Here is an 8651-nt window from a genome sequence, read left to right as displayed (position 1 = left end):
GTGCAGTGCTTCGTGCTCGCTCTTTTTGTGCCCAATTTTGCTGTTCCGCAAGCGTTTTAGGCTGATTTAAGCCTGCCGCGGGTTTACTCTCTGTTAACGAAAAATCGGCTAACTCATTTCTCTTTTGAGGTTGTTTACGTGCGTTATTTTTTTCCTGCTGTGCATTCACTTTTCCAAAAAATGAGTTCAATGATTTAGCAAAATCTTCACCACTCTCTTTTGCACCGTTACGAGTGCTTTTTTGTAATTTTAGAGGTGCTTTTTGTGTTTTATTAGCTTGCGAAGAAAGTTGCACATTATCATCTAATAAAGATGAAAACGGATCCTCTTTTGGTTTGTTTTTTTGTAACTCTGCTTGTTCTGTCTGATAATCAACCGCAGCAACAATTTCAATACCGCCGACCACTTTTTTATTGGACATGATAACCGCATCAGGTCCTAACACCTCTTTTACTTCGGTCATTGCGGTGCGCATATCTTTTGCAAAAAAACGTTTAATTTTCATTTATTACAACCAATTACTGCCCTATTGAGCTAATTATTTTTATCTGTTTATCATCAGGTATTTCCTGATATGAAAGTACATGCAGACTCGGAATCGTATGTTTTACGAATTTAGCTAACGTACCGCGTAAGACACCCGATGTTAATAATACAGAAGGCTGTCCAAGCAACTCTTGCTGCTGTGATGCCTCAACCAATGAGTTTTGAATTCTTTCAGCAAGCCCGGGTTCAATACCTGCACCTTCATTTCCACCCGCCTGCATAGACTGATGCAATATCTGTTCCAACTCGGTTGACAACGTAATGACGGGCAACTCAGGTTCATTACCAATTATCTCTTGGACGATCATGCGTTTTAATGAAATTCGACAAGCGGCAGTTAAGACCTCTGCATCTTGGCTACGAGGTCCATAATCTACCAATGTTTGTACAATGGTGCGAATATCCCTGATGGCGACATTTTCATTCAATAAACATTGTAATACTTTAACAACAGTGCTCAATGATAATATTTCAGGCACCAAACCTTCCACCAGTTTAGGGTGTTTTTTCGCTAATAAATCCAATAAATTCTGTGCTTCTTCATGCCCCAGCAATTGTGCCGCATTATTACTTAAAATCTGACTTAAATGGGTTGCAACAACCGTTGCAGTATCAACAACGGTATAACCCAGAGCCTGCGCTTGTTCGCGTTGCGCTTCATCAATCCAAACAGCTTCCAAACCAAAAGCAGGATCAATACCCGTGACACCATCAATAGGACCAAATACCTGCCCCGGATTGATAGCCATATCTTTATCATGGTAAATATCGGCAAAGCCGCAACTTACGCCCATCAATGAAATATTATAATTATTTGGCGATAAATCTAAGTTGTCTCGAATATGTACAGGTGGAATCAAAAAACCCATCTCTTGCGACAGTTTTTTACGCACCCCTTTAATACGATCTAAAAGCTGCCCTCCCTGGCTTTTATCTACCAATGGAATCAAGCGATAACCAACTTCTAAGCCTATCGTATCAACGCTGCGCACATCATCCCAACCTAGCTCTTTAACCTCTGCTTGCTCGCCAACGCTACTAGCAGCACTTTCCTGTTCTTGTATTTCCGTTGAGGCTTGTTCTTTGGCGCGATTAAACTGCCAATATGCACCACCAGCAGCAATACCACCAAGCGTCAAAAATGCAAGATGAGGCATGCCGGGGACAATGCCCATTATCAATAAAAGGCCTGCAGTGATCATCAAGGCTTTCGGATCGTCAAACATTTGACCGAGCATGCGCCCGCCCATATCGGCTTCTGTATTTTCACGAGTAACCGTAATGGCAGCCGCAATGGACAATAGTAACGAAGGGATTTGTGCAACCAGGCCATCACCGATAGTCAAGATAGTATAAATTTCAGCAGCTTGTGCAAATGGTAAATCATACTGCACCATACCGATAATAAGACCACCGATGATATTAATGAATAAAATCATAATACCGGCAACCGCATCACCTTTTACGAATTTACTTGCACCATCCATAGAGCCATAAAAATCGGCTTCCATGGTCACTTCCTCGCGGCGTGTTCGCGCTTGATCTTGATCGATCAGTCCCGCATTCAGATCAGCATCTATCGCCATCTGTTTACCCGGCATGGCATCCAAGGTAAAACGCGCACTTACCTCAGCGATTCGCCCCGCACCTTTGGTGACAACCACAAAGTTAATAATCATTAAAATAAGGAAAACAATTAAACCAACTGCCAAGTTGCCACCGATAACCACCGAGCCAAAGGCTTCAATAACCTGTCCTGCGGCCGCACCACCTTGATGACCTTCTAATAAAACAATACGTGTAGAAGCAACATTTAGCGCAAGACGTAATAAAGTTGCAATCAATAAAACGGTCGGAAAAGCGGCAAAATCTAATGGGCGCTTGGTATAGATTGATACAAGTAAAACAACTAAAGCAAGGGCAATATTGAAAGTAAATAACATATCCAATAGCAAAGTTGGCATAGGTAAAATAACCATGCCTAACGCGGCCAAAACTATAATAGGCGTGCCAAGCCCTGTTGTTAGTTTTGATCTGTTTGCCCATAATAAACTGAATACTGTATTGATGTTAGTAACCTACAATTATTGAATTGTTTTTGTGAGAGTGAATGATGCCATAAATAGCAAAATCATGTCGAAATCATACTGGCTGTATAGTGAATTATTTACAATAACTTGAACAACTTCTAATTAAATAACAGACAAGGATCAGAAATCAATCGTTATATTGAAAATCTTCTGGGATTTGCAAATCATCCGGCAGTGCTTTCGGTCGCCCTGACTGCCCTTTTCTAAATTGCTCTAGTTGATAAATGTATGCCAGTACTTGTGCTATCGCAACAAACAACTCTTCAGGTACTTCAGCATTAATTTCAGTGGTATGGTAAATAGCACGGCATAGTGGAGGTGATTGCATCACAGGCACTTCATTTTCACGTCCAACCTCTCTAATTTTAAGTGCCATAAAATCTACACCTTTCGCGACAACATAAGGCGCTCGATCACCATTTTGTTCATATTTTAACGCGACAGAGTAGTGTGTAGGATTAGTAACAATAACATCGGCATCAGGCACATCCCCCATCATCTTGCGCTGTGATGCTTCATACTGCAGCTGTCTAATTCTTTGTTTTACTTCTGGTTTACCCTCGGAGTTCCTAAATTCATCTTTAACCTCCTGCTTAGTCATTTTTAGCTCCTCGGTGTGTTTATAAATTTGATACGGCACATCAACCGCAACAATTAATAACAGCGAGCAACATAAAGCTGTAAACATCCAAGAGATCATATCTAATGCTTCAAAGACACTCCCCGGTAAAGGCGTGACCGAAAGCTGTAAAATATGGTCAAAAGTGACTCCCAATATCCACCACACCATGCCCACAACAACTAATACTTTTAATATAGATTTTAATAATTCAACCCAAGCCTGCAGCCCTAACATACGCTTTAATCCTGCTGCAGGGCTCATACGGCTCCATTTGGGCATCATCGCTTTGGTACTAAATAACATACCACCTAATAGGGAGCTGCCTAAAATAGAGACAACAAAGAGCATAAGCAGGATTGTAAACATAGGTACTGCAAGGCCCGTAAAGCTGCCAGAGAGGTGTAACCACATCTGCTCGGGAGCAAAAAGCGCAGCGCGCTCGAAGGTAAATGCACGTTTCATCATCACAGACAGTTCGTAAGCTAAACGATCGCCAAAAAATAGGAATGCAAAAGCGGCGGAGATCAGTACAGAAGCGGTTGCTAACTCTTTAGAGCGGGCAACCTGTCCCTTCTCCTTGGATTTTCGAACCCGTTCAGGGGTGGCTTCTTCGGAGCGGTCTGTTCCATTTTCATTTTCAGCCATGAATTACGCTCCTGCAGTTAGATATTGAAGTTAAAAGTTGAAAACTTAATCATTACGGCTTCTCACAGACATTATTAAGCAATTCACACATCAAGTTAATACCACGTAACCATTGATTTTCAAAATGAATCGGTACATTTACCATGGTTGCCCATAAAACAAACAGGCCAAAAACCATGCTAATTGAAAAACCCAGACTGAATATATTTAATTGTGGTGCGGCTTTGGTCATAATGCCAAAGGATAAATTAACCAATAACATCGCCACCATTGAGGCGATGGAAAATGCTAGCGCAGCACTAAACATTAAAGAGAACCAACCGGCAAGTTTTTCATAATCGGTCGCTAATAGCCCTTCCATTGAAACAGGCAAAGTATCAAAACTTCTGACAATCATCTCAATCATTAACAGATGCCCATCGAAACCTAAAAAAAGAAGTGTTACTAACAATACATAAAACTGCCCCACAACAGGTGATGATTGACCGTTCATCGGGTCCGCCATTGATGCAAAGCCTAAACTGGTTTGCATCGCGATAACTTGCCCGGCAACAACGAAAGTTTGTACAACAAAAACAGAGATAGTGCCAATCGCAATGCCGATTAATATTTGCTGTAAAATAACAAAAGCACTGGCAAATGAAAACAGTTCAATGTCAGCTGGAGCAGGGGGAATAACAGGTAATACCGCAAGGGTTATCGTAAGGGCATAAAAAAGGCGAATTCGTGTCGGCGTAGTCCTGGAGCCTATTGCAACCATTACCATTAACATGGCTGCAATACGGCAAAAAGCCCATAAATAAGTCGCTAACCAGTCGAGCAAAAATTCCGCAGAAAAAGCCATCAACCAACCACTTGCGGGATCTGCTCAACCATTGCGGTGAAAAACTCCATCAATTTCCCCATTCCCCAATGAGCGCCAAATGCTAATGATGTTAAGGTCATGATTAATCGCGGTAAAAAGCTTAGTGTTTGCTCATTAATAGAGGTCGCAGCTTGAAAAACTGCAACCACCAAACCAATCAGTAAACTTGGCACTATCACCGCAGAAACCAATATAAGTACAAGCCAAAGCGCTTGCCGGAATATATTTACAAAAACTTCGGGTTCCATATATCCTCCCTACAGGCCAAAGCTATTAGCTAAGCTACCCATGATCAAATTCCAGCCATCAACCAGTACAAATAACATCAGTTTAAAAGGTAACGAAACAATCATAGGCGATAACATCATCATACCCATCGCCATCAGAATACTGGCAACCACTAAATCAATAATTAAGAATGGAATAAACAGCATAAAACCGATTTGAAAGGCGGTTTTTAATTCACTGGTTACAAATGCCGGAATAAGTACCGTAATTGGTACCTCTTCAGGTGTATTTACCTGTACATCGGCAATTTCAAGAAATGTTTCTAAATCTTTTAAACGCGTTTGTGCCAACATAAATTCCATCATCGGCTTTTTGCCTTTTTCAAGTGCCTGCGTTATGGTCATCTCTTCATTTAAATAGGGCTGCAGCGCGGTTTCATTAATGCGATCAAATACTGGGGCCATAATAAAAAAGGTTAAAAACAGCGCTATGCCATTAATCACTTGATTAGAGGGTGTCTGTTGCAGACCCATCGCTTGTCGCAAAATCGACATAACCACCACAATACGCGTAAAAGAGGTCATTAAAATCAGCATGGCAGGCAAGAAACTTAGCGCGGTCATAAACGCTAAAACTTGTAAGGTCACACTGTATTCCTGATCACCACCGGCATTGGTTGTTACCGTGACAGCTGATAAGGCACCTGATTCAGCAAACAACTGTGGAGAAACAAACAGTAGCATTAGGCCTGCTAGCAGAAATATTTTATGCATCGTTTTTATTGCTTATTTTAGATAATAAAGTTGAGAAAGGAGTTGTCGTCACTGCACTTTTGAGATCTTCTTTCGCTGTTAATGGTGTATCTAATTTATCGAGCAGGGTAATATTTTGTTCTGTTACCCCTAACAAATATTGCTGACCATTAATTTCGATCATCTGCACCCGACCTTTACTGGTTAATGGCTGCGTCGCAATAACTTTAATAAGCGATCTTCCCTTGCCATTTTTTAATAAATTGGTTTTTTTCAATAAATAGGCAAAAATAAAAATACAAGCAAGCACCAATAACAATGATGCAAGCATACTGCCTATTGCTAAACCGGGATGACTGGCGCTTTCTTCTAGAGCAACAACACTGAGAGGAAAAAAAGCACATAAAGCAATAAAAAAACGCATCATTTAAGCTTTTTAATCCGTTCAGTCTGGCTAATAACATCTGTTAATCGAATACCGAACTTGTCATTTACCACCACCACCTCTCCATGCGCGATTAGGGTTCCATTAACAAGTACATCTAGCGGTTCTCCTGCCACACGATCAAGCTCAACAACAGAGCCCTGGTTCAATTGCAGTAAATTACGAATATTGATTTTGCTACGCCCAACTTCCATGGAAATAGTCACAGGGATATCTAGAATACTATCTAATCGGGCATGCTCCTCTTGGCTCAGCGGCGGAGCTGTATCCTTAAGTTCATCAAGTTCGATATTATTAATATTATCAACATTGCCCGCATCACCAGACTCCTCAAGTGCAGCAGCCCACTCATCAGCCATATCTTGTTCATTACTCATATCTTTTTCCTATTTGTACTTTTTTTAATTTTATTTTAAAGCAGTCGTTATTAATTATGATCCGGACTGTCTTTTATATTATCTAATTGCAGCTTACTGGTCTGCATCTCGGGTCGGGCGATTCGTTCAGTAATTTTCAAAGCTAAATTTTCATTTGCTTGACCTAAATTAGCCCTGAATGTCGGCAAACCTTCAACAGACACAAGCATTGTTTCAGGAAGATCAACTGGGATAATATCACCAGCTTTTAATCCCATCATTTCACGCAACGGTATCTCTTTTTCCAATAACTTAGCGGTAAAATCAACCGAGACATCCATAATTTCATCTTGTAATGCCTGGCTCCAGCGCTGATCGGTATCTTCTTTATCACTTTGCACCCCCGCATCAAGCAATTCACGAATCGGCTCTAACATTGAATAAGGCATTGCGATATGGAAATCACCCCCACCGCCATCAAGCTCGATATGAAAGGAATTTACAACAATTACTTCCGTTGGGCTGACAATATTTGCCATTGCCGGGTTTACTTCTGAATCCAAATATTCAAATTCAGCATCCATTACTGGTGCCCATGCATCATGGTAATCTTCAAAAACTATTTTCAACAGCATTTGGATAATACGGCGTTCAGTCGGTGTAAACTCACGTCCTTCTATCTTGGCATGATAACGGCCATCACCACCAAAAAAATTCTCTACTAAAATAAAAACCAAACGCGCTTCCATGGTCACTAACGCAGTCCCTTTTAATGGACGGAAACGTACCATATTTAAACTCGTTGGAACAAAAAGCGTATGTAAATATTCGCCAAATTTAAGCATTTGTACCCCGTTAATGGAGACTTCTGCGGTATGGCGCAACATATTAAATAAGCTAATTCTTAAATGACGGGCAAAGCGTTCATTAACCAACTCAAGTGTTGGCATTCGACCTCGAACAATACGGTCTTGCGATGAAAAGTCGAAATGGACAAGGGATTCATCACCATCTCCTTCACTTTCAACGACATCCTCTTCAACATCATCAACACCATGTAAGAGTGCATCAATTTCGTCTTGGGATAATAGATCTGCCATGAAAAATCCTATTCTTGTAAAACAACAACTGTAAAACAAAGCCGGCAAATAATACGGCATAAATTAATGCTTTGTTTTCTAATATTGCGGTTACTTCATTAAGCGCTTCTAATTCATTTAACAATAACAGAGCCGCCATCAGAAATCCTACTCAGATAAAACAACGCCGGTAAAACAGAGCCGGCAAATTATACGGTATAAATTAATGCGTTGTTTTCTAATATTACGTTTACTTCATTAAGTGCTGCGAATCCCTTTTGCTATAATAGATCTGCCATGAAAAATTCAGTTCTTATAAAACAACTACTGTAAAACAAAGCCGGTAAACAGTACGGAATGAATTAACGCTTTATTTTCAACCCTAGAAGTCGCTTCATTTAACGCCTCTAATGAATAAATCCTAAGTTGTCCTTTACCTGCCGGACTACGTAATTGCTCAACGGTCGCAGCACCAAATACACGTACTAATGTTCCCTCTAATAAAGGAATATGTTTTTTAGCTAACTCTGCGTTTTTACTACCACGCACCATCAGTTGCACCTTGATCTGCACTAAGCGGTCACGCTTGCCATCCTGCACATTAAAAACAAAAGGACGGGGCATCGCAACATAAGTTGCAGTAACATTATTGCTTGCATCATCCGCAGGAGCCTGTTCCTCAGTCTGCTCTGCTACAGCCTCGTTTTCAGCGCTAAAAAATAAAAAGTAACTGGCAACTGCAGCAGCTAATAACAAAACAGCAGCTGCAATAATGATAATAAGCTTTTTTTTGCTTCCACCTTGCGCGCTATCTTGATCTTCTAACGAAAGCTCTTCATTTTCTTCTTCAGCCATGCTATTTCGTCCTTGTTATTATGTAATTACCCAGGTCGTTGCCATTTAAGCTTATTTCCGCGTTGAAAAATGCTCATTTAAACGACTAAACTGCGCTTTTTTGCCTTGAACTTAGCATAAATGGCTTAGCCCTGAGCATTTACAGTCTTATTTGATAAAAACACCTTA

Annotated in this window: 10 protein-coding genes and 1 pseudogene; all 11 read right to left on the bottom strand. The window is 40.6% G+C overall.

Annotated features, from left to right (window positions below):
* Positions 1-505, bottom strand: a pseudogene (locus tag AC4GME_RS09480) (flagellar biosynthesis protein FlhF); the annotation flags it as partial.
* 13 nt (positions 506-518) lie between these two features.
* Positions 519-2615, bottom strand: coding sequence for a flagellar biosynthesis protein FlhA (flhA, locus tag AC4GME_RS09475; protein WP_490375550.1), 2097 nt, complete (start codon positions 2613-2615; stop codon positions 519-521).
* Between the two features lie 148 nt (positions 2616-2763).
* Positions 2764-3903 (bottom strand): flagellar biosynthesis protein FlhB, encoded by a 1140-nt coding sequence (gene flhB, locus AC4GME_RS09470; protein WP_490375501.1) that lies wholly within the window; start codon positions 3901-3903, stop codon positions 2764-2766.
* Positions 3904-3955: 52 nt separating this feature from the next.
* Positions 3956-4747, bottom strand: coding sequence for a flagellar biosynthetic protein FliR (gene fliR, locus AC4GME_RS09465; protein WP_490375502.1), 792 nt, complete (start codon positions 4745-4747; stop codon positions 3956-3958).
* The gene (gene fliQ, locus AC4GME_RS09460; protein ID WP_490375503.1) at positions 4747-5016 is read right to left on the bottom strand and encodes a flagellar biosynthesis protein FliQ; all 270 of its coding nucleotides are present in this window, start codon (positions 5014-5016) and stop codon (positions 4747-4749) included. Before fliQ ends, fliR begins: the two co-directional genes overlap by 1 nt.
* Positions 5017-5025: 9 nt before the next feature.
* Positions 5026-5769: a flagellar type III secretion system pore protein FliP gene (gene fliP, locus AC4GME_RS09455; protein ID WP_490379288.1), complete on the bottom strand. Its 744-nt coding sequence runs from the start codon at positions 5767-5769 to the stop codon at positions 5026-5028.
* Complete coding sequence (gene fliO, locus AC4GME_RS09450; protein WP_490375505.1) at positions 5762-6175, bottom strand: flagellar biosynthetic protein FliO; 414 nt, start codon at positions 6173-6175, stop codon at positions 5762-5764. The genes fliP and fliO overlap by 8 nt, the downstream gene beginning before the upstream one ends.
* Entirely contained in the window at positions 6172-6570 is a 399-nt protein-coding gene (gene fliN / locus AC4GME_RS09445) for a flagellar motor switch protein FliN (protein WP_490375506.1), read from the bottom strand. The genes fliO and fliN overlap by 4 nt, the downstream gene beginning before the upstream one ends.
* 50 nt (positions 6571-6620) lie before the next feature.
* Positions 6621-7649: a flagellar motor switch protein FliM gene (gene fliM / locus AC4GME_RS09440; protein ID WP_490375507.1), complete on the bottom strand. Its 1029-nt coding sequence runs from the start codon at positions 7647-7649 to the stop codon at positions 6621-6623.
* Entirely contained in the window at positions 7618-7788 is a 171-nt protein-coding gene (locus tag AC4GME_RS09435; protein ID WP_490375508.1) for a hypothetical protein, read from the bottom strand. Before AC4GME_RS09435 ends, fliM begins: the two co-directional genes overlap by 32 nt.
* 164 nt (positions 7789-7952) lie before the next feature.
* The gene (gene fliL / locus AC4GME_RS09430) at positions 7953-8483 is read right to left on the bottom strand and encodes a flagellar basal body-associated protein FliL (protein WP_490375509.1); all 531 of its coding nucleotides are present in this window, start codon (positions 8481-8483) and stop codon (positions 7953-7955) included.
* Between the last annotated feature and the right edge of the window lie 168 nt (positions 8484-8651).

This window comes from Psychromonas sp., assembly GCF_983033635.1.
This window is presented reverse-complemented; position numbering and strand designations above follow the sequence as displayed.

What these genes read in the sequence shown, in the direction of transcription:
- flhB (WP_490375501.1), bottom strand. Translation starts at nt 3,903, where the DNA reads ATGGCTGAAAATGAAAATGGAACAGACCGCTCCGAAGAAGCCACCCCT.
- fliR (WP_490375502.1), bottom strand. Translation starts at nt 4,747, where the DNA reads ATGGCTTTTTCTGCGGAATTTTTGCTCGACTGGTTAGCGACTTATTTA.
- fliQ (WP_490375503.1), bottom strand. Translation starts at nt 5,016, where the DNA reads ATGGAACCCGAAGTTTTTGTAAATATATTCCGGCAAGCGCTTTGGCTT.
- fliP (WP_490379288.1), bottom strand. Translation starts at nt 5,769, where the DNA reads ATGCATAAAATATTTCTGCTAGCAGGCCTAATGCTACTGTTTGTTTCT.
- fliO (WP_490375505.1), bottom strand. Translation starts at nt 6,175, where the DNA reads ATGATGCGTTTTTTTATTGCTTTATGTGCTTTTTTTCCTCTCAGTGTT.
- fliN (WP_490375506.1), bottom strand. Translation starts at nt 6,570, where the DNA reads ATGAGTAATGAACAAGATATGGCTGATGAGTGGGCTGCTGCACTTGAG.
- fliM (WP_490375507.1), bottom strand. Translation starts at nt 7,649, where the DNA reads ATGGCAGATCTATTATCCCAAGACGAAATTGATGCACTCTTACATGGT.
- AC4GME_RS09435 (WP_490375508.1), bottom strand. Translation starts at nt 7,788, where the DNA reads ATGGCGGCTCTGTTATTGTTAAATGAATTAGAAGCGCTTAATGAAGTA.
- fliL (WP_490375509.1), bottom strand. Translation starts at nt 8,483, where the DNA reads ATGGCTGAAGAAGAAAATGAAGAGCTTTCGTTAGAAGATCAAGATAGC.